Annotated in this window: 29 protein-coding genes and 1 pseudogene; 4 read left to right on the top strand and 26 right to left on the bottom strand. The window is 36.8% G+C overall.

Annotation, left to right across the window (positions count from 1 at the left end; all coding sequences use genetic code 11):
- Nucleotides 1-69: 69 nt before the first annotated feature.
- From DW911_RS04535 to DW911_RS04475, 13 genes are all read right to left on the bottom strand, one after another.
- Nucleotides 70-873: a DNA-methyltransferase gene (locus tag DW911_RS04535; RefSeq protein WP_226793175.1), complete on the bottom strand. Its 804-nt coding sequence runs from the start codon at nucleotides 871-873 to the stop codon at nucleotides 70-72.
- Between the two features lie 20 nt (nucleotides 874-893).
- A complete protein-coding gene (locus tag DW911_RS04530; protein WP_007884619.1) occupies nucleotides 894-1,640 on the bottom strand; it encodes a hypothetical protein in 747 nt (248 codons plus the stop codon).
- A gap of 6 nt (nucleotides 1,641-1,646) precedes the next feature.
- On the bottom strand, nucleotides 1,647-2,624 hold the full coding sequence (locus DW911_RS04525; protein WP_117980789.1) for a DUF3991 and TOPRIM domain-containing protein: 978 nt from the start codon (nucleotides 2,622-2,624) through the stop codon (nucleotides 1,647-1,649).
- Nucleotides 2,624-3,784, bottom strand: a complete 1,161-nt coding sequence (gene metK, locus DW911_RS04520) for a methionine adenosyltransferase (protein ID WP_171027942.1) — start codon at nucleotides 3,782-3,784, stop codon at nucleotides 2,624-2,626. The genes DW911_RS04525 and metK overlap by 1 nt, the downstream gene beginning before the upstream one ends.
- A gap of 88 nt (nucleotides 3,785-3,872) precedes the next feature.
- A complete protein-coding gene (locus tag DW911_RS04515) occupies nucleotides 3,873-8,333 on the bottom strand; it encodes a SpaA isopeptide-forming pilin-related protein (RefSeq protein ID WP_199669451.1) in 4,461 nt (1,486 codons plus the stop codon).
- Nucleotides 8,323-8,805, bottom strand: a complete 483-nt coding sequence (locus DW911_RS04510) for a gamma-glutamylcyclotransferase family protein (protein WP_006426989.1) — start codon at nucleotides 8,803-8,805, stop codon at nucleotides 8,323-8,325. The genes DW911_RS04515 and DW911_RS04510 overlap by 11 nt, the downstream gene beginning before the upstream one ends.
- 12 nt (nucleotides 8,806-8,817) lie before the next feature.
- Nucleotides 8,818-9,774 carry an amidoligase family protein gene (locus DW911_RS04505; RefSeq protein ID WP_006426990.1) on the bottom strand — a complete coding sequence of 319 codons (957 nt, stop codon included), beginning with the start codon at nucleotides 9,772-9,774 and terminating at the stop codon, nucleotides 8,818-8,820.
- A 2-nt stretch (nucleotides 9,775-9,776) separates the two neighbouring features.
- Nucleotides 9,777-11,072: a DNA (cytosine-5-)-methyltransferase gene (gene dcm, locus DW911_RS04500; protein ID WP_055247004.1), complete on the bottom strand. Its 1,296-nt coding sequence runs from the start codon at nucleotides 11,070-11,072 to the stop codon at nucleotides 9,777-9,779.
- A 70-nt stretch (nucleotides 11,073-11,142) separates the two neighbouring features.
- Entirely contained in the window at nucleotides 11,143-11,694 is a 552-nt protein-coding gene (locus DW911_RS04495; RefSeq protein ID WP_007884604.1) for a hypothetical protein, read from the bottom strand.
- 154 nt (nucleotides 11,695-11,848) lie between these two features.
- On the bottom strand, nucleotides 11,849-12,139 hold the full coding sequence (locus DW911_RS04490; protein WP_117980787.1) for a plasmid segregation centromere-binding protein ParR: 291 nt from the start codon (nucleotides 12,137-12,139) through the stop codon (nucleotides 11,849-11,851).
- Entirely contained in the window at nucleotides 12,136-13,047 is a 912-nt protein-coding gene (locus DW911_RS04485) for a ParM/StbA family protein (RefSeq protein ID WP_233543003.1), read from the bottom strand. Before DW911_RS04485 ends, DW911_RS04490 begins: the two co-directional genes overlap by 4 nt.
- 145 nt (nucleotides 13,048-13,192) lie before the next feature.
- On the bottom strand, nucleotides 13,193-13,564 hold the full coding sequence (locus DW911_RS04480) for a DUF5720 family protein (protein WP_233543001.1): 372 nt from the start codon (nucleotides 13,562-13,564) through the stop codon (nucleotides 13,193-13,195).
- 40 nt (nucleotides 13,565-13,604) lie between these two features.
- A complete protein-coding gene (locus DW911_RS04475) occupies nucleotides 13,605-13,985 on the bottom strand; it encodes a hypothetical protein (RefSeq protein ID WP_226816172.1) in 381 nt (126 codons plus the stop codon).
- 141 nt (nucleotides 13,986-14,126) lie between these two features.
- On the opposite strand from DW911_RS04475, the gene DW911_RS04470 reads away from it, so the two are divergent.
- The gene (locus tag DW911_RS04470) at nucleotides 14,127-14,363 is read left to right on the top strand and encodes a helix-turn-helix domain-containing protein (RefSeq protein WP_005341369.1); all 237 of its coding nucleotides are present in this window, start codon (nucleotides 14,127-14,129) and stop codon (nucleotides 14,361-14,363) included.
- A 307-nt stretch (nucleotides 14,364-14,670) separates the two neighbouring features.
- On the opposite strand, the gene DW911_RS04465 is transcribed toward DW911_RS04470, so the two are convergent.
- Entirely contained in the window at nucleotides 14,671-15,054 is a 384-nt protein-coding gene (locus DW911_RS04465) for a flavodoxin (RefSeq protein WP_158575436.1), read from the bottom strand.
- 125 nt (nucleotides 15,055-15,179) lie between these two features.
- Here DW911_RS04465 and DW911_RS04460 point away from each other — a divergent pair, with 125 nt between their 5' ends.
- Together DW911_RS04460 and DW911_RS04455 are read left to right on the top strand one after the other, a co-directional pair.
- A complete protein-coding gene (locus DW911_RS04460; protein ID WP_118433975.1) occupies nucleotides 15,180-15,566 on the top strand; it encodes a cupin domain-containing protein in 387 nt (128 codons plus the stop codon).
- Nucleotides 15,563-16,399: a MurR/RpiR family transcriptional regulator gene (locus tag DW911_RS04455; RefSeq protein ID WP_118433977.1), complete on the top strand. Its 837-nt coding sequence runs from the start codon at nucleotides 15,563-15,565 to the stop codon at nucleotides 16,397-16,399. The genes DW911_RS04460 and DW911_RS04455 overlap by 4 nt, the downstream gene beginning before the upstream one ends.
- A 20-nt stretch (nucleotides 16,400-16,419) precedes the next feature.
- Here DW911_RS04455 and DW911_RS04450 read toward each other — a convergent pair.
- The 9 genes and pseudogenes from DW911_RS04450 to DW911_RS04410 all read right to left on the bottom strand — a co-directional run bounded on the left by DW911_RS04450 (nucleotide 16,420) and on the right by DW911_RS04410 (nucleotide 24,646).
- Nucleotides 16,420-17,262, bottom strand: a pseudogene (locus DW911_RS04450) (histidinol-phosphatase HisJ family protein).
- Between the two features lie 23 nt (nucleotides 17,263-17,285).
- Nucleotides 17,286-17,591: a PTS sugar transporter subunit IIB gene (locus DW911_RS04445; protein WP_118433981.1), complete on the bottom strand. Its 306-nt coding sequence runs from the start codon at nucleotides 17,589-17,591 to the stop codon at nucleotides 17,286-17,288.
- Between the two features lie 140 nt (nucleotides 17,592-17,731).
- On the bottom strand, nucleotides 17,732-18,910 hold the full coding sequence (locus DW911_RS04440; RefSeq protein WP_118433983.1) for a MalY/PatB family protein: 1,179 nt from the start codon (nucleotides 18,908-18,910) through the stop codon (nucleotides 17,732-17,734).
- Complete coding sequence (locus tag DW911_RS04435) at nucleotides 18,903-20,051, bottom strand: trans-sulfuration enzyme family protein (protein ID WP_118607520.1); 1,149 nt, start codon at nucleotides 20,049-20,051, stop codon at nucleotides 18,903-18,905. Before DW911_RS04435 ends, DW911_RS04440 begins: the two co-directional genes overlap by 8 nt.
- A 12-nt stretch (nucleotides 20,052-20,063) precedes the next feature.
- Nucleotides 20,064-20,873 carry a MetQ/NlpA family ABC transporter substrate-binding protein gene (locus DW911_RS04430; protein WP_118433987.1) on the bottom strand — a complete coding sequence of 270 codons (810 nt, stop codon included), beginning with the start codon at nucleotides 20,871-20,873 and terminating at the stop codon, nucleotides 20,064-20,066.
- A 12-nt stretch (nucleotides 20,874-20,885) separates the two neighbouring features.
- A complete protein-coding gene (locus DW911_RS04425) occupies nucleotides 20,886-21,554 on the bottom strand; it encodes a methionine ABC transporter permease (RefSeq protein ID WP_118433989.1) in 669 nt (222 codons plus the stop codon).
- On the bottom strand, nucleotides 21,547-22,569 hold the full coding sequence (locus DW911_RS04420) for a methionine ABC transporter ATP-binding protein (protein WP_118433991.1): 1,023 nt from the start codon (nucleotides 22,567-22,569) through the stop codon (nucleotides 21,547-21,549). Before DW911_RS04420 ends, DW911_RS04425 begins: the two co-directional genes overlap by 8 nt.
- A gap of 11 nt (nucleotides 22,570-22,580) precedes the next feature.
- On the bottom strand, nucleotides 22,581-23,714 hold the full coding sequence (locus DW911_RS04415; RefSeq protein ID WP_118433993.1) for an amidohydrolase: 1,134 nt from the start codon (nucleotides 23,712-23,714) through the stop codon (nucleotides 22,581-22,583).
- Nucleotides 23,715-23,989: 275 nt separating this feature from the next.
- Complete coding sequence (locus DW911_RS04410) at nucleotides 23,990-24,646, bottom strand: HAD family hydrolase (protein ID WP_118434206.1); 657 nt, start codon at nucleotides 24,644-24,646, stop codon at nucleotides 23,990-23,992.
- Between the two features lie 81 nt (nucleotides 24,647-24,727).
- Here DW911_RS04410 and DW911_RS04405 point away from each other — a divergent pair, with 81 nt between their 5' ends.
- On the top strand, nucleotides 24,728-25,063 hold the full coding sequence (locus DW911_RS04405; protein ID WP_118434205.1) for a hypothetical protein: 336 nt from the start codon (nucleotides 24,728-24,730) through the stop codon (nucleotides 25,061-25,063).
- A gap of 28 nt (nucleotides 25,064-25,091) precedes the next feature.
- Here DW911_RS04405 and DW911_RS10915 read toward each other — a convergent pair whose 3' ends face one another.
- From DW911_RS10915 to DW911_RS04395, 3 genes are read right to left on the bottom strand one after another with little or no spacing between them, the layout of a single operon-like run.
- Nucleotides 25,092-25,265 (bottom strand): hypothetical protein, encoded by a 174-nt coding sequence (locus DW911_RS10915; protein WP_158568253.1) that lies wholly within the window; start codon nucleotides 25,263-25,265, stop codon nucleotides 25,092-25,094.
- Between the two features lie 12 nt (nucleotides 25,266-25,277).
- A complete protein-coding gene (locus DW911_RS04400; protein WP_118434204.1) occupies nucleotides 25,278-26,048 on the bottom strand; it encodes a class I SAM-dependent methyltransferase in 771 nt (256 codons plus the stop codon).
- Nucleotides 26,049-26,059: 11 nt separating this feature from the next.
- Nucleotides 26,060-26,347, bottom strand: coding sequence for a Dabb family protein (locus tag DW911_RS04395; protein ID WP_118607519.1), 288 nt, complete (start codon nucleotides 26,345-26,347; stop codon nucleotides 26,060-26,062).
- Between the last annotated feature and the right edge of the window lie 59 nt (nucleotides 26,348-26,406).

Here is a 26,406-nt window from a genome sequence, read left to right as displayed (position 1 = left end):
CTTCCTGCATCCAGTTGGATGCCACTCATTTTCTCTATAAAAAACAAGATGTCCAATTGGACATCCCGGCTACTTTTCATCCTCTTTCTGCTCTGCTTCTAATGCAATTTTCACTCTGTCACTTCCCAGTTTGTAGTAGGCATCTGTTACCTCAATTCCCACTGCACGATAACCTGTCATAACCGCTGCAAGGACAGTTGTTCCTGCTCCGACAAACGGGTCCAGGATCAGCCCTCTCGGTTCACAAATCTGGATAACATCTTTCATAAGCTGCAACGGTTTCTCTGTCACATGAATCCGGTTCTGCGGATTGCCATATCGGAAGACGCCCGGCAGACAAGATACCGGACGGTTGATCGGCATCGGTCCGTTACTGCCCCACACAATATATTCAGCCTGCTGGCGGAAACGGCCTTTCTGTGGACGGGAGTTTCCCTTATCCCACACCGCTGTTCCTCGCCAGATCCATCCTGCCCACTGCAATGCATCGGTAATCGATGGATACTGACGCCAGTCAATGAACAGACAGATCGGAGCACCTTTCTTGCAGGCTTTCCGCACATCATAGAGCCATTCAGCCATCCAGTGCGTCCAAGATCTCTGGTCTTTGTTATCCCCATCGAAATCCGGAAGTGCATTGGCAGCACTCATACTGCTGTATTTCTGATTTGTAGTACGATTTCTTTCATTCTGTTTTGTTCCACCGGATGCATACGGCGGATCGGTAATAACTGCATCAAAGATTCCCGGCTGGAATGCTTTGACCAGTTTTAATGTATCTCCATGTAATATTTTCCAGTTTTCCCCTTCAGTATATTCCTCCGGGTATGTTCCCTCTTTCATAAGTTCTTCCAAACTCAGGCCATTTGTCATAGGCATCATCCTTTCTTTTCTCAGCGTTCCGGCTGATTTTTCTTCTTTGTCTTTTTATTTTCTTTGGGCGGCGGACTCAACTCAGTTTCTACATATTCGCTGATAATCAAAAGTGCTTTGTAATAGTCCCCACTTTCCAATACCCTTTTACGCATTTCTTTTGCTTCTGCTGTCTGTTTATTCTTTTTCAAAAGAGTTGAGGCATCGCCCATAATGGAAAAAATATTCCCATCATGTCCAAGGAGCTGTAACTTGGGACGTTGTTTCTCAGGCTTTGTCGGAATCTGCTCTGTTTTCTTTTCATACATTTTCGGCTGTTCCATATTAGGATGCCAAAAATGCACATTCATCGTTCCACCATCTACCTTGATATCCCTCTGTTCAAATCCTTCACCCCACCCGTCACTGTACTGCCCTGTAATGTATTCGGTGAATTCCTGTAGTTCTTCCTGACTTAAAAATTCATTTAATTCCAGTTTGGTACAGCCGTACAGGATTCCGTCTTTGTTTTCTATCGTAACAACTGCACTTTGTATCTTTTCCTGAATGGACTCACTTCCGTCAAAATACTGCATGAGATCATCTTCCCCATAGCGTTCCAGTTCTTCTCGGATGACTTCTTCATAATCGGCAAGTTCTGTTCCATCTAATGGCATTCCATATTCATCACTCTCCGACCACTCTTCTTCCCATTCGGATTCTTCTGAATAAAGATTTCCAGTCAGCTCCGTCAACAGATGTACGTGCATCGTTCCTTTTTCTTCCATTCTCTATCACCTTCTTTCCAATGGTCTGTCCCTGCATTTATTTGCCTGCTTTTTTTCTTTCGCAAGGTCTGCATAATCTGCCCCTTCTTTTTCCGGCAGATTGCAGATAATCTGATACGTTCCCTCGTAATGTTTTTTCATCTGTTCTTTCGCCCATCTCCCGGCAAAGTCATTATCGGTGCATATTTCAATTTCTTTGATTTCCGGATGGTTCTTCAGAAACTCTTCCAGTGCGTCCGGCGGCTTTTTAAAACGTTCACTCTGTATCAGTGCGTTTTCTTTCGGAGCAGCGATTCCCCCAAGGGAAAGACGATATTTATCCCTCTTTCCTTCTTCCAGTGTCATGTGTGCCAATGCATCAATACACGCTTCATATACGGCAACTCGCTTTGTTTCTCTTTCAGGTGGAATGCAAAAGCTGTACTTTTTTTCACTCCCGGTCTGCTCCATCTTGAATCCCTTCCCGTTTTTTTCATAGATTCCTCGCAGGAATGCATATCTTGCTTTTCTGGATTCATCTTTCCCAACAAAAACTGCGTTATGGTACGGGACACTTTCATAAAGGATTTCATGTGAAATACAATATGTGATCACTTCATCGCTGATTCCTCTGTGGTTTAAATAAGCCCTGATTCGTCTGCAATTACAATATCTCTCCGGCAGTTTAAATAGTGGTTTTTCCTTTTCGGCAGACTGTGTCGGAATAAAAGACGGACTCTCTTCGCACAGCAGTTTTACAGCATCTGTAAATTTCATTCCATCCACTTCAATCAGGAACCGCAGTGCAGACACTCCCCCGATATCTCTGGATTTCCAATGCCATTTACTCGACAATTCATTGATTTTAAAACTGTCATGGTCCGTCAACTGCCATTCATTTCTGGTTCTTGTCTTTTGCAGTCTCTGTGCCTGATGTGTTCGCAAATACTCATACGCAGTCATATTTTTTGCTGCCTGAATCTCTTCTTCTGTTACCCAAGGCATTACAGAATCGTATCCTGAAGAGCCAGTACCTTATCTGTCCGCTCCCAAGGAAACTCCTTTCTTCCAAAATGACCAAAAACTGCCGTCTGCCGGAAAATCGGACGATTCAATCGAAGGGATTCCATGATCTGAACGGGTGTCACTCCAAACACCAGTGGGATTGCTGCCGCCAGACAATCATCTGCACACACTTTTCCTGTACCAAAGGTATCTACCTCAATCATAACCGGTTCTGCTACTCCGATTGCATAAGCCAGAGACACCTGACACTTGCTTGCAAACTCAGCAGCTACTATATTTTTGGCGATATACCTTGCCATATAAGCCGCCGAACGGTCTACTTTCGAACAGTCCTTTCCCGAAAATGCACCGCCGCCATGCGGAATCATACTGCCATAAGTATCCACCATCAGCTTTCTCCCCGTCAGTCCGGTATCTGCATCAAACCCTCCACACACAAATTTTCCTGACGGATTAATCAGAATCTTCGTATCCTCATCCGGCGGCAGTAATCTGAGTGCTGAGCGAAGCACTTTCTCTCTAATCTCGGCATCTAACTTCTTCAGGCTCTTTTCTGCACCATGCTGGCAGGAAACAACAACACTTTCCAGTCTCACTGGTTTTCCATCTTCATATTCTACGGTTACCTGTGCTTTTCCATCCGAAAAGATATCTTTGATATATCCGCTTCTTCTGCAAGCCGAAAGTTCACGTGTGATCCGGTGTGCCAGAACAGTCGGCATTGGCATAAGCTGCGGAGTATCATCACACGCATATCCGACCATAACACCCTGATCTCCAGCTCCCCTGCTTCTATCTCTTAATTTTGCGCCGATATTATCCCGAAATTCTTTCGACACACTCACTGCTTTCGCAATATCTGGACTCTGCTGGTGTACAAACGTATCCATTTCTATCCCATCTGTACAATATCCACACTCTTCTAAAACTTTTCGGATCACATCAAACACTGGTGGTTCATATCCGCTGGTGATTTCTCCTGCTACAAACACATTTCCTCTTGTAGCAAGGACTTCACACGCCACTCTCGAAGATGGATCGTAACGCAGACATTCATCTAAGATTGCATCTGCTATCTGATCGCATACTTTGTCTGGGTGTCCTTCTGTTACTGATTCTGCTGTATAAAAACGTCTCATCATTCTTCTCCTTATATACAGACAGGGCAGAAGCTGCTTTATGCACATCTCCTGCCCTGTCAGATTGGTTTATCCTGTAATTCTTATTTTATTTTTCTTCTGTTTCTTTTTTGTTGTCTGTCATTTTTGACTTCTTTCTGCGGTATACAGTCACTCCTGTAGCTGTTCCAGCAGATGCCAGTGCAAGCAGAACAAACGCCCATATTTTCTGGTTATCACCTGTTTTTGGTGCATTTGTTTTTTCTGTTGTTTTCTCCGGTGTTCTGGCATCTTTCATTTCTACTTTCTGGACTTCCATTGTATCTTTCAATGTAAATGTGACATCTTCCGCAATCTCGTAACCATCCGGTGCTGTGATCTCACGCAGAGTAAGTTCTTCATTGACTGGGAGTTTTTCAACGGAATGTGGTTTTCCATCTGTAATCCACTCTTCCAGAACAGTTCCGTCTTTGCGGATAATCTGAAGCTTTGCCCCTTCCAGTTCTTTTCCGGTTGTAAGGTCTGTTTTTGAAATTTCCACTTTGGAATATTCATCTTTCATCTCAACCTTTGTCACACTGCCATCTTCTTTGACTTCAAACATCACATCGCTGGCAGACACATAGCCATCTTCATAAGGAGCCAGTTCCTCATGTAAGGTATAACTTCCTTCCGGCAGTCCGTAAATGACATGTTCTTCCTTACTGCTTACCCATTCTTCCACAACATTTCCGTCTTTATCAATGACCTGCAGTTTGGCTCCTTCCAGCTCATTTCCGGTAGTTGCATCTGTTTTTGTAATGCGTGTTTCTGTCGGCTGATTCTCAACTTCTTTGTTCAGTTCAATCTTTGCAAGATTCTGATTTTCGTAAGTTGCATCTACATTCCATACTTCCTCATTTGGAAGATATCCAGCTTTTCTGACTTCCTCTTTGACATAGTATTTTCCATGTGGAAGATCACTGTCGAAAGTAAGTGTTCCCTTTGCATCCGTTGCTTTCTTTTCCAGCAAGGTATCTTTCTCTACGAGAACCTCTCCCTGATTAGAAAGAATATCTTCTGCAGCATACAGTCCAAAAATAACACCTTCCAGCTTTTCGCCTGTGACAGAATCTTTCTTTTCTACTGATACGAAAACTTTCTGTCTTTCATTTTTATAGGTAACGCCTTCATAAACAACTGCCTGTGTATCATCCTCTGCTGTCAGGGTAAATTCTTTCTGTTCTGTATTTAGGACAAAATTCTCTCCTGCTACAACTTCTTTCAGATAATACGTTCCCAGTGGCAGATTGTTGATAACTGCTGTTCCATTTTCATCTGTAGTCAGTTTGGCTACCAGGTCATCTTTCTCATATCGGACAACTGGATTTCCTGCTTCGTCCTTTGCTCCGTCCGGTGAATAGATGGTATCTTTGGCATATATTTCGAATTCAGCGCCTTCTACTCCGGTTTCTTCATATTTAAAGCCTTTATAAATACCTGTTTCTTCTTTTCCAGATACGGCATTTCTTACTTTTGAAACCAGTGCTTTTACTTTTGCCAGAACAGAATCTCCGGTTACTTCGGTAAGCTGTTCTCCCTTTTTCGTCAGGAGCAGGCTTCCTACCTGTTCATCGTTTTTCTGTTCTACCTCTACAATCGCAGCTCCTGTATCTGGATCAATCTGATGTGCAGTGTTTGAGGATACTGTAATTACAATACCACTCTGTGGATTTTCTTTATATGTTCCTTTTGTAGTCTGTTCTAATGGTGAAATAATCGTTGTTCCATCATACAGGGACTCCTCGCTTCCCTGTCTTACAAATCCTTCCGGTGCTTTCACTTCTTCGATTCGGTAGGTAGAGCACTTCAGTTCCTGCGGTGTGATCAGATATCCTTCCTCGTTTGTTTCGAATACACTGATCTTTTCTTTCTTCGGATACTGAACAACCTGTTCCACATATTTCTTATTTGTCACATCGTAAATCTTATAAGAAGCACCAGCCTTTAAAACAGTATTTCCAGTCTGTGCATCCTTCTTTACAATTTTCAGCAAAAATTCAAACGGGCGGTCATCAAATACTCTCCACTGCATTGGCTCTCTGCTGTCATTTTCCACATTTACAACAAATGGATCAATGGTTTTCAAATTCTCAGGGGTAGTACTTTCCACTACAACATAACTTCCATACGGCAGTTCCGGGCTGACTGCATATCCTTTTGTATCAGTGATCAGTTCTGGTACTGGTACGGCTGTTCCATTCTCGTAAGTAACTGCAACCTGCTCTTTGCTGAAGTCATAATTTTTGAAATCGCTTGCTGTATAGCTTTCTCCATTGGCTGGCTTCAGTTTTCCATTTTTTACCTGTGTCAGGTCGCTGATCAGATATACCTTAAATCCTGCTCCTGCAACCAGGTCTGTTTCTGTCTGCTCTCCATCTTCACTGATTTTGATTAACTGGAATGCCTGTTTCTTTACCTGCTCTTTTACCGTAAGGTCTCTTGTCACTTCGGCAACATCCTGACCTTCATAAGTTACTGATACCTCGTATTTGGTAGTATCCAGTGTATATCCTTCCGGTGGAGTGATCTCTTTTACATACATTTCTCCAAGGTATAATTCTGAAAATTCCAGTGTTCCGTCATCTCCGATGACTCCCTGTGCAATCAGGCTGTCCTGTTTATACAGAACCCCTGTTGTGCCATCCGGATGCACGATGTCCTCTTTTGCATACAGACCATACACAGCACCACGAAGAACACTGTCCCCCTGCGCTTTAAATGCAAGTGTTTCTTTATCGATCTTTGCGATTTTCACCTTTCCGGTGACTCTCTCATCTGTTGCTGTTACAGTCATTGTCTTTCCGGCAGTAACAGCCACTTTATATACTTCTGTATTCAGTTTGTATCCTGTCGGAGCAGTGATCTCTTTCACGTACACTGTTTTCAGTGCAGAATCAAAATAATCGCTGACTGCTTTTCCGTCTGTTCCGGTTGCTGACATTGTCATCAGCAGATTTTCACACTTCTTATCAGTATAAATACCATAAACTGCTCCTGACAGTGGATTCTGTGTATTGACATCTTTCTTCATAAGTTCAATGCGTGTCATATTCAGCCACTGTACACTGAAGCTTACCGGCGCTGCTGTTTCGCTTTCAAATACACCGATATCCTGCTTGGAATCTCCGGTTGTCAACACCAGTGTTCTCCATGTCTTTCCGACAGAACCATATAAGTTGCCGGAAGCATAACTGCCTGTCAGTAATAAATCTGCGGACAGATAGAATGTATCTCCACCATAAATCTGGATTTTTCCATTTGTAACACTTGTTCCTTTGGAAAGATTATGTGCTGTCACATTTTCTGGTACACTCAGTGTCACATAGTTTCTGTGATCTCCAGACAGTGTGATATTTGGTGTTTTCTGGATGTTTCCATCCCGTACTGCATTCAGCTTTGTGCTTGAAAGGCTCAGTTCACCTTTTGGCGGTTCTTCCTGTCCAAACAGATAATTGATATATGCGATAACCCCTGCATTTACAAGGTCATTATAATTACACCCTGTAAATCCGGCTTCTCCTGCATAAGCATAGCTGGCTGCAATGTGTGTATACACATACTTTTCATCTTCCGTTTTTCCAGACAGATAACTTCCTGTCAGATCTCCTGCCCCGCCATAACCATAATAAAGGACTTTCTGCAGATTTTTATTGCTGTCCAGTACCTGTGCTACATAACTTCCACTCGGTGGGGATGCTTTCTGGGACTGAAGGCAGTATGCAATTTTTCCATTGACTGTAAACAGGCAAGTAAGATAATTTCCAATATAACTTGGATAATAAATAGTTCTCCCCTTTGTCAATGTAACTGTGGAACCGCTGCTTGTAGCTCTTTCAGCCGCAGACAATACCATCACATTTCCCTCTTCGATGTCCTCTTTCAGTTCTTTGATTGCCTGTGCAGATGCATCTTCTTCGGATGTTTCAATTTCTACATCTGTGTAGTTCTGCACAGGCGAATCCGAATCATCTTCAGATTCTGTATCTGACTTCTGTTTCTCTCCACCATTTTCTTCGGAATGTGCCTGTCCTTCGGTATCCGTCAGAGTCACTTTACGGGTGATGGTATAGCTGTCACTCTTATCTTTTGGAACGACCATATAAGTGGCAATATATGTTCCTGCTTTGTCTGAATGATACTCTCCACCATTCTCATCTTTGATACTTACAAGCGTAACATCTTCTTTTTCTGCATCATAATGGATTCCTTCCATACTGGTTTCCACTGCAAATGTATCATCTGAAACTGCTTTTGTGATATCATCTGCTGTAACTGATGTATCTTTCTGGCTTGTTACCGCCTGTTCAGATGCCTGTACTTCCGTCTGCTGTTCCGAGCCTGTCTGTTCGGCCGCAAACGCATTCGCACTGCTCAAGGTACTGATGCCCATCAGGACAGCCAGTCCAAAAGCAGCAATTCTGGTCTTTAATTTTCTAACCTTCATGTGCTTTTCCTTCCTATTATAAATAGATTTTTTCAGTAAAATACCGCAGAAGATGTTTCCTCTGCGGTACGTTTTATCTTGCATATCGATTTTTTTCTTTTTTTACTTCCTGTCTGGTACGTTTTACCGCTTCCATGACAGACTCCGTTGGAATCTGGTTATCCTTACATCCTTCCAGAATTCCATCCAGATAAAATTTCGATGGCTTTGCCGGAACATCTTTGTGCGGAGCGTTCATCATATATACAAACACTTCTTTCTCCACACCATCCTGATTTTTTACCCGAATCGATTCTTTCCCATAAAAACTTGGGAATCCTTCATAAAAATCCAGACTCTTCTCACACGCTTCTGTGATTTTCCATAAGACTCCTTCGACATAGCTTCCTTTTTCCGGCAGAACCGTTGCTACCCCATTGCCCGGAGCCCTTCCCCGAAATGCCAGCCGATAATTTTCAAGCCGGACGTTTTCCACAACTTCCGCAGCCGGACACCTGTACTTCATCTGCTCCAGATTCATGTTGCTGCCATAAGCGAAGTAATATCTATCTTTCATTTTTTCTCACCTCTATCTGACTCCTTCTGTCCTTTGATTTTTCTTCAGACACTCATACGTGCTTTTATCATATCTCCACGCAAGATCACCATCCAGATTTGCCAGCAGATGTTTTCGAACATTTTTATATTCGTCTCCAATTAACCCAAGTCTCAATAAAAATGTACGAAATGTAAATGCCGGGTTTTCTGATATCAGTGTCTTTTTCATCTGTGTCGATCTCTGATTGATTGCCTGTGCGGAAATGGCTAATGCCAGTGTAATATTTGCTCTCACCTTTCCTGCATGTAGTGTGCTTTCAAAACAACGCCATTCCAAAGTTCCCTTGGAAAACACAGCATGAAGATTCAGAGCATAATAACGGGTATGATCATAATGGGTATGACTTCCATCCCTGCCTCCATACCAGACATTTCTTACTCGGTCCATTGTGATTGATTTATTTGGTATTTTTCGGATTTTCTCCAATACCTCCGGTCGCACCCTCTGACAATAACTATTTGCTCTTCTCTCCTGCACTTTCAGTGCTTTGAACAGGATATCTTCCTTTGCATACATAATTGTCAGTGCATTTTTCAGACTCTGCGGTGTATGATTCGATGCATCTACATGAACATGCTGACCACAGGACTCATTTACAAAACCTCCATGCTGTCGCAGACATCGTACTACTTCCTGTAACTTTCCCATTTCATCATAGGATAATTTCGGTGATACCATTTCTGTTGAATATTCTCCACCTGCGTCTACAATTCGACCGTATACTTTCCGTTGTGTATAAATGCTCCCATCAGACATAAATTTCCACTTTTTTCCTTCCAGATCTATCACTGACCAGACTCCATAAGTAGTGCCGTCATAATATGCTTCTGTTCCAAACATTTCAGCAACAACTTCTGCAGCACGTTGTCTGGTAATCCCTGTCATTTCGATTTCTGTGCCAAAGTATTGGTCTTTTATTCCGATCATGCCTAATGGATTCCTTTCTCAGACACTTTCTGTGTGTTAAGTTCGGAGTCTGCCTTTTGTAACAATCTGCCAATTGCCTCGATAACATTGACAGTTACTCCGTTTCCAGCCTGTTTATAAAGCTGTGCGTCAGAAGTGCTGTCTATGATCTTATCAATCTGCCAGTCGTAATAACCCTGCAGTCGCAGACATTCCCTCGGAACTAACCTTCTTATTCTGCCGTGATACAAGATGCCATGACGATCGGTTGCAGTAATTGTAAACATCGGTTCTTCGGGTTCTTTCATACGTCTGCCGTTCTGACGAACATTCTCTTTTGCTGGTGTTAAGACTGCTCTTGCTCCATCCTCTGCTAATACACCAGAACATTCTCCTTTGTATTTGTGGACACCGCATTGTCTGGTATTCAGGCTTCTGCATTCTTCCGTTACCACCGGCGGAGGTGAAAGATCGACAAAGTGCAGCGTTCCCTGTTGAACACCTGTTGTCAGGGTATGTGCGATCTGGTGTCCGACTCTTCCTCTCCTGCTGTTGAGATTCGCATAACCCAGATCGATGCTGTCCCCTTCTCTTGCAAGTTTGTAGCCGAGCTTTGTATTCTCTTTGATTGGAACACCTACATCATATAATCCTGTCTTGCCGCCCATTCCACCTGCCTGTGATGTCAGGGTACAGCTTAGTCCTTTGGGACTGTAGACTCTTTTCCCCTGACTTCCTGCCCGGACTTGAACAAGAGCTGCTCCATTTGTTTCTGGTTCAGGTAATACTTTTCCGGCACATCGGAAATCAAAATATCCGACAATATACACCCGTTTTCTTGCTTGGGGGACTCCGAAATCCTTGCTGTTAAGCACTTTCCATTCGACATGGTACCCCAGTTCAGAAAGCGTACTGAGGATGGTGCAAAACGTCCGGCCTTTGTCATGCGATAACAAACCGGGAACATTTTCAAGGATAAAATACGAGGGTCTTTTAGCTTCAAGAATCCGGGCAATTTCAAAAAAGAGAGTTCCTCTTGCATCTGCAAATCCTTCTCGCTTTCCGGCGATAGAGAATGCCTGGCAAGGAAATCCTGCACAGAGTAAATCAAAATCTGGCATTCGTTCTGGTTCGATTGTTCTTGCGTCATTACAATACCACTCCCCTTCCGTATCAAACAGCAATCGGTAGTTCTTATCCGCATAAGTATCCACCTCGCAATGTCCGACACAGACAAAGTTTCCTGCCCGTCTTAAGCCTTCACGAAATCCCCCGATTCCGCTAAAGAGATCAAAAAATTGAATGGTTGCGGCTATCAACCTCCTTTTTGCTGATAAAAACAGGCGGCATGATCTCTCATACCGCCCTTCGTTATTCTGTATCAATTGGTTACCATTCTGTTGGTTCTTCTGCTTTGGATTCTTCCGGATCAGTCTCTCCTTCTGGTTCAGTTTCCTCTTCCGGTTCACTTTCCCCTTCTGGTTTGTTTTCCTCTTTCGGTTCACTTTCTCCATCCGGTTCGGCTTCCTCTTCTGGTTCACTTTCCCTTTCCGGCTCAGTTCTTTCTTCCGGTTGAGTTTCTTCTGTTCCCAATTCTCCAGTTGTCTGTTCGGATTCTTCAGGCTGCTCTTTGCTTTGCCATTCGACCTCTACCTTTTCCAGTGCTTCTTCTATAATCTGAATTAAGAAGTCTTTCTGTTTCATGTGTTTCTTTCCGATGACTACTTTTAATCTCTGGAATAATTCCTCTGATACCTGTACTGCTACTGTTCTTACTGCTCCCATGCTTATTTCTCCTTTTCCTTCCACTCTGTTGAAATGTTCTTCAATGACCTGTTGTAAAAATTTTTGTGTGCTGCTTTCTGTGAGTTCAATCTCTTCTCTTACTTTCTCATGTAAGTCCATCGGGATCTTTCCGCAGATATTTTTCATCTCTGCCATAACCTTTCTCCTTTCACTTTTGCTACACACAACATACTCCAAAGCCGCATGGAAAGCTATTCACAATACCCACCAAAGATATCGATGCATTTCTTGCCTTACCCCTAGCAGATCCAACAATGTATGTATCGTGCAATCATAGGCCTCACCCCCTTTACAAATTTTCCATTTGAGATAGAAAATCCATCATCTGATCTGGTATTTCTTCCGATGATGGTTTCGTTTTCAATTGTTCCGTAGTGCCACATATTCCTAATTCCCGAACACTTTCTTTTATCGTCTTTTGAATGACTTCTTCCATCCATTTCCGATCCTCTTTTTCCAGAATTGCCTGAACCAGATACTGGCTTTTCTGCCCTTCTGGAACACTTTGAAATTTCTCCCATGCCCTTTGGTGTTCTGGTTTTTTCAGATTCGGGCGGAACGAATACACAGGGCGTGTCATCTCGCCCACATCTGCTGTACAATCCGTTCATACCCTGTTGCGTTGGCATGGACGTCCTCTATAAAAACAGGGCGGCAAATCGCGTCCTGTGCGGTCACGTGGCGTTTTAAAATTGCAGAGCCTCCACCCATAAATACGGTTGGTACTGCCCGGAGATCAAATCCAGCTTCTGTTACCGCAGACAGTATTCTTTCTATATATCTACGTCCGTTCTCCTGTATGATCCGTCTGGCCTCTTCTGCCATACTGCAAGATTCCCCTCGAAGCACACGCTCAATCTGAGTTTCTGTCACAGACAGTCCGGTATTTCTACGCACTTGCTCTGCTGTTTCATCAATGCATCGGATCACTCCAAGCTCCAGACTCCTGCACGTTGCTGCATTCGGAACAGCATTGTCCAGCCTCATAAGGTCAACGGTCCAGCCGCCAATATCAACAAGCAGAACAGACGGTTCATTCTTCAGATACTCTGGATGCAGAGCAAGCGCAGAGTATCCCTGTGGGAACAGTTTCACATCTTTTATTGTTATCTCATATAACTCACTTTCATATAAAAATCGCACTGGCTGCTCTTTCCGCAACAGATACTCCCTGAATCCCTGTTTCTCTCTTCCAAAACTTGAAAGCGGAAGTCCGACAGCCAGAATTACCTCTGTCTTTCGTTCCGCTTTCCGATGCTTGATTTCTTCTGCAATGGCTGCCAACGTCAGCAGATAATAATTATCATTGGACGTTTTATTTTTTACCAGTGTCTGTCTCCCTGTACCACAGACGTAATACTTTCCCTGATACTGCAGAACATTCTGCATGGTATACGGCTCGTAATCATACCTAATAATTCCACTTGGGAAAGACACTTGTCTTGTTTTTATTGCATAATAGCCATGATCAATTCCTATGATTATCACAATCACACCCTTTCATTTTTCTGTTTAACGTAAGGTCAAAAATGCTTTCACTGCTGCAACGGATTGTTGCAAAAGTGCCATTCGTGAACACTTTTCTATGTTCCAGCGTCCCAAAACCTGCGGAAAATCTGGCTTTTTTATACCACTATCGCCAGAGGAACACTACTGTTCCTTCCCAGCCGGTTATAAAATATCCCTCTCCCGGCGGCGGTCCAGCCTGTCCGGGGGGAGGGATATATCGCAAGTTTTCTTTTTGAACAATCGCCTGTCTTTTTATTTTTATGAGATGTTTTTCCTGCTTTTGTAAAATGGGAAGATACTCCGGTTCTGTCAGAAACTTCCGTATGTAATTCCCCTTTTCTCCCAGTCTGTTATCATTTTCTAGCAGCTCCATTTCCACCATGTAATGGGTATCTGGATGAAATCTCTTCTCACACAAAATGCTGTCCCCTTTTATATAATCGGATTTAGCCGATTCTCTTGCTGCCGCCAAGAGTTCATAAATACTTACTTCCACCTCTTATCACCTCCCAAAAGACCAGAAAAAAGCAGACCTCTTAATCGAAGTCTGCTCCTGTCGGATATGGTAATCCTCTTTCTTCATATTTTTTATCAATATAATTTCGAATCCATTCCCTGTATTCTTCCGTTAATGCCAGTTCCTGAAATTCTAACAACCACTTTTCCCCTTTTGCTTCGTCATCAAGCCATCGATCTTCTATGCACTCCGGCTCATCTAACATTTTCATCATCGCTTCAAATGGCTCTTTTACATCATCACCAAATTCTTTCCATAAGGCGATTCCATAGTTCTCCAGTTCAAAAAATTCTGTCAGATATGTCAATCGTTCCATATCCCCCAATGTCATTCTTTTTTCATCTGACAATAATGCTCGATCTCTTTTGCCACATAGATTTAAAAATTTTCTCTTTTCCATCTCCACATCCATTATACTTTTACCTCTTCCTGTTAAAAATAATTCCTTATTACGAAACATTATAAAATTTAAATTCTTTAGAATCAATATATATGTTTCTGTATTACGAAACTTTTTATTTTATAAGGGGAGTTCATCATTATGCAAAAGATTAGACCAGATATGGATATTGGTAAAAATATCCAAGCAATTCGATATAAAAACAATATGACTCAAGACCAAGTAGTTGCAAAATTAAATCTTATGGGTATCTCCATCACCAAAAGTACCTATGCCAAACTGGAAACAAATCGCATGAACATTAAGGCATCTGAATTAGTTGCACTTGCAAAACTCTTTCATACCGATATCAATGCTTTCTTTTCCGGCTTGCTATAGTTCGACATTCCCCGACTCCCTGTGTATATAATAGCATATAAAAAATAAGAACCAGTCTATATTCTTATCGGATATAAACCAGTTCTTTTTTCTTATCAAATAATATAAAAGTGACAGGGAATTCAGATTCTTATCTTCTGTCACTCATGTAATTATTATTCTATTTTAAATTTAATGAATTTACCCATTCTTGAATTTCTTTTTCAATGTTATTTTCTATATAAACGTCATACACATTTTTCCACATTATCTGTGTATACTGTTATTTTCAACCCCATAATTATAACTTGGTACACGCTATACACTACTATAAACTGTACTCCATTTTAGGATAACCAACATATATTGTTTGATATTTATCAAGATGATCAATATGATAAGCTATTTGGGGTCTAGCCTTATCTTTTTGTTCTTGCTTAGCCTGATCAACAACTGTATCATAATCATCACTGTATGCTTTTACAGGTACAATTTCAAACAAATCCCCCTTCGTTTCTTTTTGAATCATTTTTGCAAGATCTCGTGTATGCCCTGACCATGAAAAATAAACAATTAAACTATCAGAATTTGCTGTTTTCAAATCACTTTGAGTTACATTTGATGTCTTTTTCTTTTCTTTTGTTTTTTGCTTACAAGCACTACATCCTAGTATCATGAATATTGCAATAAGAATTGTTATTCCCTTTTTCACTTTCATCCCCCCTATCATTATTTTAAAATATTTATATTTAATGTCTAATACTTATATTTTATAATGAACTATGCCTATTAAGTATGAATTAATTCATGATATAATAAAGTAAAAGGAGACAAGATATGAGCCAAATTATTTTTAAAACTAAAAAAGATGCCATCCATGTTGATAAAGACAATGGTACCAGTGTAGATTACTACCTTTTTGATGAATTTGAAATTCATCAAAATATCATTCAACCTCATACTTTACAAGAATGGCATTATCATCAAAAAATCAAAGAAATTATTGTTGTCAATAAAGGAACCTTACTTTGTCATTATCTAGAAAATAATATACCTAAAAAGCGTCTTCTCAATCCACAAGAAATCGTGTGTGTAGAAAACAGTATTCACACATTTGAAAATAACACTTCCCTTCCTGTAGAATTTACAGTCTTTCGCTTTGTAGCAACAAATAAAAATCTCCAAGAAATAATCAAAAAAGATAAGGTGGTCGTTAAAATATGAATCTATTTACTAAAATTAAATGTATATCTGAATTCACTGAAAGTGAACAAATCTTTGCCCAATTTATTCTAGACCATCCTTATGATGTCATTCAACTTAATATTAATCAATTATCTAAAAGTAGTTATGTTTCTACTTCTACTATTTATCGTGTTATTGAAAAACTTGATTTATCAGGTCTTAATCAATTAAAACTTCAAGTTTCATTATCTTTACAAAACGAGAAAAAGAATGATTCTAGCATTGATTATAACTATCCTTTTACAAAATTAGATAGTCATCATCAAATCATGGAACAAATGTTATCTTTGTATGACCAAACACTTAAATCTACTTTTAATCTCATTGATTTAGATATCTTTTTAAAAGTTGTCCAAGCCTTATATAACGCACAAAATATTTATCTTTTCCCGTCTGTAGGAAACTATTTTATGGCTGAATCATTTCAACAGAATATGTTAGAAATAGGTGTCAAAGTAGATGTTATAAAAGAGCATTATTATCGTCATTGGCACAGCCAATTATGTAATAAAAATGATCTTGTCATTATCATTACCTATGCTGCTAAAACTGAAAACATTTTAGAAATAGCAAAAGATTTAAAAGAAAAGGGTATTCGTACTGTTCTCATCTCTTCTACTATTGATTTACCTATCGCCCAATATGTAGACTATAATTTATTCTTTTCATCATATGAAGATTCAGAAGAAAAGATTGCTTCTTTTTCATCTCGCATTTCTTTGCAATATTTATTAGACTGTCTTTACGCTTGTTATTTTAATCGGGATTATGAAAAAAATTTAGCATATAAAATTAAAAATTACATAGATTAAGGGTTGCTGATGCAACCCTTTTAAAGTGGATGATAGATAGGTTTTTTATGATCAAAAGTACAATAACATTTAAATCCAATCTCTTTTAATTCTTTTCTTGTTTCCTTAATATAAGCACCTAAATGATCAGGTTGATGACTATCACTACCAATTGTAATGATTGTTCCTCCTAATTGATAATAGTGCTTTAAAATATCTCGAGAAGGCATTAAGTCATCAAGACCATATCGATGACTTGAAGTATTAACTTCTATTCCTTTACCGTCACGAATCACTTGTTTTAAAATCTTAGATACAATGTCTTTTATCTTTTCAAAAGGATAAATTCCTGCTTGATCATACCTTTTAATTAAATCCAAATGACCCAATACCTGATAATCTTTAAACTGCTCAATAACATCTAGAATTTCTTGATAATAACGTTCATTGTATTCTTGTTGTGTTTTTCCTTTTTGAAAATCTTGAGTCCAAAATTCTAAATTATCTACTTGATGACAAGACAAAATTACAAAATCCAAATCATACTTTTATATTAATTTTTGATATTGAGGAATAGTATGTGTTTGAATACCAAATTCTAATCCTCTTTTGATTGTGATTTGTGGATATTTTTGTTGTAAACGTGCTAATTCTTTAAAATAGTGATCATAATCGACGTTTAAAAGCAATAAGCCTCTTTCTTTCGATATTCTTTCCATTTCTTCTTTAGATAACTGATTGACATCATATTTAATACCATAATCAACATGATCAGTAAAACATAATTCCTGCATTTTCATCTTAATAGCATCTTTAACAACATCCTCCATTAAATAATCACTGTCATCACTAAAATGACTATGAACATGATAATCACATAACATACTTTTCACCTCACATGATCATTCTAACATGATTGATTTAAGATATCGAGTGCACTATTGAGAACATTTTCCCCATTCATTAAACCATAATCACGCATTTCAATAACAACTACTGGTGTCTTTTGAGTTAACTTCTTTAATTGATTTAAACAATGTCTTACTTGGGGTCCTAACATGACAATATCCCAATCATCAATTTCTTTTTCTGCCTCAGTAATAGGTTTTGCTTGTATCTCTACATCTACTCCTTTACTTTGAGCTGCTTTTTCCATTCTTGCGACCAACATACTTGTTGACATACCTGCATTACATACTAATAATATTTTCATTTTTCATACCTCCTTGACTATCTTTACTCTAGCACAAACAAAAAATGATTTTTTAATGCAAGGCATGGTTGAAAAATATTTTTCTAAACTGTAAAAAAATAAAAGAGATTTGAGAAAAATATCTTTCAAATCTCTTAATCTTATTGATTTATTGCACTTTGTAATTGAAACAAGGCTTGTTTTAGTATGCTACGAGGACACGCAACATTAATTCTTTGAAAACCTTCTCCATCTTTACCAAACATACTACCACTATCTAGCCATAATTTAGCTTTATTCACAATTAAATCTTCTAACTGTTCATTTGATAAATGAAGTTCTCTAAAATCAAGCCATAATAAGTATGTTCCTTCCGGAAAAATGAGATGAACTTGTGGCAAATTTTCTTTTAAAAATTGATCAACATATAAAATATTTTGATACAAATAATCTTTAACTTGTTTTAACCAATCATTTCCCTTTTCATATGCTACTTGACATGCCACTAAACCAAACATATTACACTGACTATAGCCACTGGCATCTATTTGTCGTTTAAATTTATTTCTTATTGTTTCATTAGGAATAATAATATTAGAAATTTGTAAACCTGCTAAGTTAAAAGTTTTTGTTGGTGCTGTACATGTAATCGTTATTTCTTGTAACGCTGGAGATAATGAAGCAAGCATATAATGATGATTATGAGGATGAACAAAATCACTATGTATTTCATCGCTTACAATATAGACATGATTTTCTAAACATATTTGACTTATTGTTTCTAATTCTTCTTTCGTCCATACTCGACCTACCGGATTATGTGGCGAACACAATAGAAATAATTTGACATGATGTTGTTTGATTTTATTTTCAAAATCTTCAAAATCTATATGATATTTACCGTCTTTTAAAACAAGTGAATTTGTGATTAATTGACGATGATTATCTTCGACAACTTCTTTAAAAGGATAATAAACAGGTGTCTGTATTAAAACGGCATCTCCTTCTTGAGTCAAGGCTTTTATTGCATGTGCTAAAGCAAATACAACACCTGGTGTTTTAATAATCCATGATGAATCTATGTGATAGTCAAAATGTTGTTGATACCAATTTATCACTGCTTGATAATAATCCCCTTTACTTTCACTATAACCATAAATGCCATGATTCACTGTAGTTTGTAAAGCTTCTTTGATTTCATCTGCTACTGGAAAATCCATATCAGCGACCCATAAAGGTAAAGCATCTTGAGGATGATTTCTTTCACTAGCAAAATCATATTTTAATGAATGGGTATGTTGACGAGAGATAACTTGATTAAAATCATATATTTTACTCATTTTTAAAAGCCTCACTTAAATCTTGTATTAAATCCTTAATGTTTTCAATTCCCACTGAAAGACGTAAAAAATCATCTGTTATTCCTAATTCATTTCTTGTCTTTTCATCAACATCACTATGAGTTTGGACCATTGGATAAGTGATCAACGATTCCACTCCCCCTAAACTTTCAGCATAAGTAATCACTTTAACATGTGTTAAAACTCTTTTTGCTACTTCTTTATCAACAACCCTAAAAGAAATCATACTACCAAATCCTCTTGCTTGTTTAACTTGAATATCATAACCTGGATGGTCGCTTAATCCTGGATAGTAAACATCTTTTACTAAAGGATTTTTCTTAAGCCATTTGGCTAATTGAATTGCATTTTCTTGTTGTCTTTCTTGTCTAATAGCGAGTGTTTTAATTCCTCTTGTAAGTAAATAACAATCTATTGGTGCTAAAGTATTTCCTACTGTTTTAGCAATATTTCTTATCTCTTGGGCTAATTGTTCATTGTGAGTAGAAACCGTTCCGGCAATAACATCATTGTGTCCACTTAAAAATTTAGTCGCACTATGGACAACAATATCAGCTCCCAATTTTAAAGGATTTTGAAAATAAGGAGATAAAAAGGTATTATCAACAATAAGTAATAAATGATATTCTTTACATAATTGACTTATAGCTTGAATATCACTAATTTGCATAGTTGGATTACTTGGTGTTTCTATAAAGATAGCTTTTGTCTGTTTTGTGATGGCTTGTTTGATGGTATCTAAATTTGTTGTATCAACATATGAAAAATGTAATCCTTTTTTTTCTTGTAATTTAAAAAGTCTTGTTGATCCTCCATAAAGATCACTGCCACAAATAATATGATCATCACTTTTAAACAGTTCACTAACAATAGTAATCGCTGCCATACCGCTAGAACAGGCAACCGTATCAACGGCTCCTTCTAATGAAGAAATAATTTCTTCTAGATAAGCCCTTGTAGGATTGCTTTCTCTTGTATAATTGTAGCCTTGACTTTCTCCGATTCCTGGATGGCTAAAGATTGCTGTTTGATATATAGGGATGGAAAAAGCACCATAAGGGTGCTGTTTTTCATCATGGTTTAATGAGTGAATACATCGTGTTTCAATTTCCAAAGTCATAATTATCTCCTTCTATTTATATTCTGGTACATACCATAATCCTTTATTGTTTTTATCTAAATATTCTTTGAATTCTTTAGAATGATAAGCTTTAACAATAGCCTTAGCCCATTTTTTATTTTTATTTTCTTTTTTAACAACAACTTGTAATAATAAATGATCTAATACATCTTCTTGTAATAAAGCAGATGATGCGTCAATTCCTGCACTATAAACTATACTTCCTGTAATAACTGCATAATCAAATTCATCTAAAGAACGTGGAATAATTGTAGAATCCATTTCTGTAAATTGTAAATTATATGGATTTTTAACAATATCATCTTGTGTTACTGTTGAAAGATTAGCTTTTTTATTTAATTCAATCCATCCTGCTTTTTGTAATAAAACATATGCTCTTGATGTATTCGCTGCATCATTAGGAACAGCAATTTTAGCTCCTTTTTGTAATTCATCTAAACTTTTATGAGTATTTGAAAAAATTCCTGCAGGAACTGTTGGAATTGCTGTTAAAGCAACTAAATCTCCATCTTGTTCCTTATTAAAGTTTTTCATATAAGCTGTATGTTGTTCAACATTGACATCAATGTCACCATCATTTAAAGCTGTATCATTTTGTAATAAATCTGAAAATTCTACACATTTAAATTTATATCCCTCTTTTTTCAAGATTGGAATAATGGCATCTTCAAATAATACTGTATAAGGTCCTGCAGCCTTTCCGTAAGTGATTGTTTTTTGATCATCATTTGACTTTGATGAACTTTGGCATCCTGTTAAAATTAATAACCCCACTAAAACTAAACTTAATAACTTTTTCATTTTTCTTCCCCTTTATTCATGTGTTCTTATTTTTTTTGATATGTGATTTCCTATTGTTTGAATTAATTGAACAAACAATATTAAGATAATAACTGTAACAATCATAAGATTATTATTAAATCTTTGATAACCATAAGTTAGTGCTAAATCACCAACTCCTCCTCCACCAATTGTTCCAGCCATAGCTGTTGCTCCTAATAAACCAATTGTTCCTGTTGTCAGTGCAAGGATAATCGAAGCCTTTGCTTCTAGTAACAAAAAGTAGCGAATAATTTGAAAAGTACTGGCTCCCATGGCTTTAGCTGCTTCTAAAATACCCGGTTTGACTTCTAACAAAGAACTTTCCACTAATCTAGCAAGATATGGTGCAATATAAAAAACAAGTGGTACTAAAGCTGCTTTTGTTCCTATTCTGGTTCCTACTAATGCTTTTGTAAATGGAGCAATAAAGACAAGTAAGATAATAAATGGTACTGATCTTACAATGTTGACTAATCCTGTAATAACAAGATAAACAGGTCGATTAGGTTTAATTCCATCATTTCTTGTTAAAACAAGAATTAATCCTAGAGGAATACCTACAATAGCACCAAATATTAATGATATTGAAAGCATATACAGTGTTTGCCCTGCTGATTCAATTAATTTATCTATTGGTATATTTAAAAAACTCTCAATCATGATTTAACACCACTCTTTCTATTTCTACATGATTATCTTTCATATAATCAATAGCTTTATTGATTTGTGCTTCTTCTCCCTTAATTTGAATGGTTAGAATACCTAATATCTCATCTTTTATTTCATTCACTGATGCAAATAAAATAGATGTTTTGATATCAAATTGTTGATTAATTTCACTAATAATATCTTCTTTTGTATTTTCACCTAAGAAAGTTAATTTGAGAATTGGATAGGTTGTATCCAATTCTTCAACTAGTGAAGAAGGAATTGTATCATTAATAACCGTAGCAACAAAACGTTTTGTCATTTCTTGATGAGGATGTGAAAAAACATCCAATGTTAATCCTTGTTCTACAATCTCCCCTGATTTCATAACAGCCACTTTATTACAAATCTTTTTAATAACATTCATTTCATGCGTAATCAATAAAATTGTGACTCCTAATTCTTGATTAATCTTTTTTAATAACAAAAGAATTGATTCTGTTGTTTGTGGATCTAAAGCACTTGTTGCTTCATCACACAATAAGATTTTAGGATGTGTTGCTAGTGCTCTAGCAATCCCTATTCTTTGTTTTTGACCACCAGATAACTGTGAGACATAAACATCTTTTTTATCTGATAATTCTACAAAAGATAATAATTCATTCACTCTTTCTTCAATAAAAGTCTTATCTTTTTTTAATAAGATAAGTGGTAAAGCCATATTTTGATAAACAGTTTGTGAATCTAATAAATTAAACTGTTGAAATACCATACCTATATCTTTACGTATCACATTCAATTCTTTATCTTTTAAGTTCACAATATCTTTACCATTAATATAAACATGTCCTTGATCTGGCTGTTCAAGTAAATTTACCATTCTAATTAATGTTGATTTACCAGCCCCTGAATAACCAATAACACCATAAATATCTCCTGCTTCAATATTTAAAGAAACATCTTTTAAAGCATGAACAATACCACCTTTTGTATGAAACTTTTTATCTACATGTTCTATTTTAATCATTGCTGTTCCCCTTATTTTAATTGATTTAATACAGCAACTGCTAATTGACTTAAATAGGTTGCTGCCTTGGATAATGCTTGAGGATCAACTTTAAATTTAGGATGATGGTTAGGATATGTTTTCCCTGTACCAATCTTAATAAAGGTTCCCTTTATCTTTTCTAAGTAAAAAGCAAAGTCTTCTCCTCCAAGTGTTGATTCTGGTGTTTCTACAGGAATATGTTCCTTTTTTGCAACATTATAAGCAAAATCACTCCAGTATTGATCATTTAATGTTGCTGGTGGACCAGCAATCCAATTAACATAAGCCTCAACATCATAAGCTAATGCAATTCCCTTTGTTATTTCTTTAATTCTCTTTTCAAATAAAATACGATCTTCTTTTAATAATGTTCTTACTGTTCCTTCAATTAATCCCGTTTCAGGAATAACATTCCAAGTATTTCCTGCTTCTACATGAGTGATACTTAATAATCCACTTGTAAAAGGATCAATATTACGAGAAACAATCGTTTGTAACGATTGAATTAACGCCCCAATAGCAACAATAGGATCTTTGCCTGCTTGAGGATGTGCTGCATGAGTTCCAAAGCCTCTTAATTTGATTTCAAAGCGATCTACAGCCGCAGACACGGCACCTGATTTAATTCCTATTGTTCCTACTTCAAATTCTGATGAACTATGAAGTCCAAAAATAGCATCTACATCATCTAAAACACCAGTTTCAATAATTTTTAAAGCCCCTAATGATGATTCTTCAGCTGGCTGAAAAATCAATTTAACATTTCCTGCTAATTGATCCTTTTTTTCATTTAACAATAAAGCAACACCATAAATTGTTGTTAAATGAAAATCATGTCCACATGCATGCATCTTTCCTTCATGAAGAGATTTCCATTCAAGATCAGTTTCTTCATTTACTGGCAAGGCATCTATATCACTTCTAAGAGCAATTGTACTCCCTTCTTTTTTACCCCTGATGATTGCTACTAAACCTGTTTCTAATGGTAAATCTAAAACTTCAATACCATGATGAGTAAGCAATTCTTTTAATCTTTTTGTTGTTTCATATTCCTGATAAGAAAGTTCAGGATGACTATGAAACCATTTAAATTCATTTTCTAAATGTTCTTGTAAGTCTTTCATAATTTTCCCCCTAAATAAAAAGTGGAATGCTATGAAACATTCCACCATAAATTCACTTTATAGTATTAAGAATATTTGCATACGCGAAAATGTACTCTATACTTTTGTATACAGCTGCACATGCACATTGTTCTTGAAGTAACTGATAACATTTTGCATATCCCCTTTCTTTGTTATTCCATACTTTTCTAGTAGGATTACTATGGTATATAAATTACCACAGTTAGCATACAATGTCAACCAATAAATAAAAAAACAGTTAAATTTTTAACTGTTTATAATTTTTGAGTTTTAATAATTTGTGTTACATCTTCTAATGAATCAACAATAGCATAAGTTTTCTCTTGGTATTCTTGACGAGGATATTTCATATCAGGCACACAAATGACCTTTATATGTCCATCATACGCTGCTTGAATACCTGCTTCACTATCTTCTAAAACAAGTGCTTCTTCAGGTAAAACCCCTAATTTTTCACATGCTTTTAAAAAGACATCTGGATGAGGTTTCCCTTTTGCTATTTCATCACCACAAATCGAGTCATCAAAATATTTTTCAATGCCACTATCTTTTAAAATCACATCAACTCGATCACGATTACTTGAAGTAGCTATCATTGTTTTATATCCATGTTCTTTTAAATACTCTAACAATTCAACTAACCCTTTTTTAATAGGCACTCCTTTTTCTTTAAATAAATCAGCCATATATTGATGAACATCTTTAATAATTTCATCCATTGGAAAATCATTTCCAAAATGATTATAAAACATTTGATATACCGGTTTTAACGGCAATCCTAAAACCTGACGATAAAATGCTAAATCCATAGTATATCCACGTTTACCACATTCTTTTACATAGCCTTCATATGTTACCCTTTCACTATCTATCATTAATCCATCCATATCAAAGATTACAGCTTTTAACATAATTTTCTCCTTCTAAAATTTCACATATTTCACCCATGTTAATCTATTATTACCTTATTATAATAAATAAGAGGTGAAAATATGGAAAGTTATTCAATTTCATTGATTTTAACATCAAAAGCACAATTTGAAGAGGATATCATCGATCCTATTTCCTTTATATTAATTAATTGGGGTATTCCTGAAACACTCATTGATTGGCAAATATATCAAAATAAAGCCACTTTACAAGTAAATTACAGCATACAAAGTGATGACTATATTCCTTTTTCAATAAACTATCAAGAATTCAACTCTCTTTTAGAATTGTGCTATGACTATGATTTTATTTTTAAAATTACTTGTTTTGTTGATAAACAAAGTTCAACCATTGAATATCACAGTCCTTTTAATGAAATAACTTTTTCAGTTAAATAAAACCATAAAAGAACCATCATTGGTTCTTTTATTCTTCACTAGCATATGAATTTTCATATAATGCTTTTAATTCATCATCATCCATTTCTTCTACTTCCATATAGAAATGTTTAGCTCCAGTAGCATCATAATAACGAACAACTTCTTCTTCCATTTCTTCACGAGTTACATCTTTAATTTCATTATGTACTTTTACTTTCATTTTCTTATCCCTCTATTCTTTTATTAATATATCTAATGTATGTCCACTACTTCCTAACATATCTTTTCTTTGACATGTAGATAAATGATATTTCATAAATAAATCAAAAGTTTCATCATCCATCTCTTTTAAAGTATGTCGCATATAATTAGCCGGTCCATCTGCAGCAATAATCTCAATTCGTTTTAATCCTGCTGCTTGATTAAAACGATCAATATCTTCAACTCTTACATAATCATATAAATCTTTAGGATGAGATACTGTATGAAAATCATCCGTGATCTTTCCTTGTTTAATGGCTTCCCTTATGTAACCATCTCTAAATCCATGAATAATAATACTATAATCATTCATACAATAAGCAACCAAAATCATGCCACCCATCTTCGTTACACGTTTAGCTTCACTTAAAGCCTTAACCTTATCTTCAAAAGAATATAAATGATACATCGGTCCAAAGAGGAGTGTCATATCAAAAGTTTCATCTTGATAACGAGATAAATCTAATGCTGTCCCTTGATATGCTTTCACACTACTTTTTTTTGCTTTAAGGACTCCTAAATTATATTTAACAAGTTCAATGGCATCAACTTGGTAACCTTCATTAGCGAGTGCCACACTATAACGTCCCGTACCCGCACCAATATCTAAAATACGTGCTTTTTTGTCATGTAAATAATGATGAATAAAATGCATAGATGTCAAATATTCAACTTGACCATGCCTTCTTGTTAATCTTTTTTCTTCACAAAACTTACCATAATAATCTTCTAATTCACTCATTTATTTCATCCTTACATTTGATAATCAATACATACACGATCGTTTGTCACGCTTTTTACAAAATTACTTACCGCCACATGTTTAGGATGAACCTGATAAGCTTTTAAATCATCTTCTGTTTCAAATAAGCATTCTAAAACGATTTGTCGATCACTAGAAGTTAAATAGTTTAAATAAACATGTATCTCCTTTAAAAAATCAATTTCATTTTTTAAACCTTCTAATTTACTTTTAACCATTTTAGCGTCTTCAACAGTTTTACCTTCTTGAAGATTCCACATTACCATATGTTTAATCATATATTTTTCTTGTATGATATAAACGTACCTTGCCAGTACATAAATATCACTTTATCCTT

The sequence above is a fragment of the Erysipelatoclostridium sp. AM42-17 genome, from assembly GCF_003480255.1.
Classification (GTDB): Bacteria; Bacillota_I; Bacilli_A; order Erysipelotrichales; family Coprobacillaceae; genus Faecalibacillus.
The sequence above is the reverse complement of the archived record's forward strand: the minus strand, read 5'-3'. Positions and strand labels throughout refer to the sequence as shown.